Raw genomic sequence first — 1,516 nt, 5'->3', positions numbered from 1 at the left:
TTGACATCCTCCCCGCCCTGAAGGGTGGGGATTCCCAGGGTACGGCTCCCTGGCCGGACAGTCCTCGCGAACCGTCTTTCCTGATTCAATGCGGGATGACTCGTAGACCGGCAACCCTCACCGTTCCGCCGCCAGTGCCCGCTCCACAGGCTTTAACTCCCGGACGTCCTCCGGTAGTCCCAACTCACTCGTGGATCCGCAGGGCGTCGGCGCCCTGAAGGATCGCCTGGCCCGCCGCCAGGATGTTGCGCGCGGCATTGAGATCGCGGTCATGGCGCGTGCCGCACGACGAACAGGTCCAGTGGCGGTCACTCAGGCGCAGGGCGCGATGAATATGCCCGCAGCTTGAACAACGCCGGCTGGACGGATACCAGCGGTCGATCTGGACCGTGGTGCGCCCATACCACTGGGCCTTATAGTCGATCTGACGGCGGATCTCGCCAAAGCCCACGTCCAGAATCGCCCGGTTGAGGCCGGCTTTCTGGCGGACGTTTTTCCCCGGCTGCTCGGCTGTTCCCTTGGCGCTGGCGGTCATCCCCTGGACGTAGAGGTCTTCCATCGCGATCACTTGGTTCTCGCGCACGATGGTGGTGGTGGTCTTGTGCTGCCAATCGCGGCGCACGTTGGCCTGGCGCTCCATGACGCGCCCAATCTGGCGGTGCGCCTGGCGCAGGTTGTTGGAGATCGGCAGGCGCGTGCCCTTGGGCAGCGGGGCATTGGGATCCAGGCCCAGGGCTTTCTTGGCCGCCGCGACCTTACGCCGGCAGGCGCGTTGATAGCGCCGCTTGCGCTGTTCGAGGCGCTTGAGCGATTTGGGAGGCTGAAAGCGCTGGCCGGTGCTCAGGACCAGTTCCTTGACGTTGAGGTCAATGCCCGTTTCCTGGGTCGTCGCCGGCAATGGCTGGACGTCCGCCTCGACCAAGAGCGAGACGTAGTATTTCCCGCCCGTGGTGCGCGTGACCGTGACCGATGAGGGCACGGCCCCCTCGGGCAGCGGTCGCGACCAGCGGATATCCAGCGGTTCGCGCTGCTTGGCCAGGGTGAGGCGTCCGTCACGGAAGGTAAAGGCATTACTCATGTAGGAGCAGGACTGATCGCCCCGGCGCGACTTGAAGGTGGGATACCCGGCCTCCTTCTTGAAAAAGCGCGCAAAGGCCGCGTCCAGATGCCGCAGCGCCTGTTGCAGAACCACATTGGACACCTCGGCGAGCCAGGCGGTGTCCGGGGCTTGCTTCAGGACTTTCAGTTGCCCGGCGAGGTCTTTGTAGTAGAGCCGCTGACCGTGCTTATAGAAGGCCTCGGTGCGCTGCTGAAGCCCCCAGTTGTAGATCCAGCGCGCACAGCCAAACGAGCGGGCCAGCTGCTCAGCTTGCTCTTCGGTCGGGTAGAAACGATAGCGGTAGGCGCGTTTGACGATCATGGCTAAAATTTAGCACACTAAATTCAATATGCCAAGCCTATCGAAGCGCTATCCTTCCCCGCCCTGAAGGACGGGGTTTGACGCGCAGTTTGATCA

Annotated in this window: 1 protein-coding gene; it reads right to left on the bottom strand. The window is 63.4% G+C overall.

Annotated elements, in window-relative coordinates; genetic code table 11:
* Positions 1–184 precede the first annotated feature (184 nt).
* Positions 185–1,420 carry an RNA-guided endonuclease InsQ/TnpB family protein gene (locus tag HW932_RS21410; protein ID WP_176978476.1) on the bottom strand — a complete coding sequence of 412 codons (1,236 nt, stop codon included), beginning with the start codon at positions 1,418–1,420 and terminating at the stop codon, positions 185–187.
* Between the last annotated feature and the right edge of the window lie 96 nt (positions 1,421–1,516).

It is taken from the genome of Allochromatium humboldtianum, assembly GCF_013385175.1.
GTDB classification, from domain to species: Bacteria; Pseudomonadota; Gammaproteobacteria; order Chromatiales; family Chromatiaceae; genus Thermochromatium; species Thermochromatium humboldtianum.
Note: the sequence above shows the minus strand (reverse complement) of the source record. Positions and strands in the feature narration are given on the sequence as shown.

Coding starts and splice junctions, on each gene's coding strand:
- HW932_RS21410 (WP_176978476.1), bottom strand. CDS start 1,420: ATGATCGTCAAACGCGCCTACCGCTATCGTTTCTACCCGACCGAAGAG.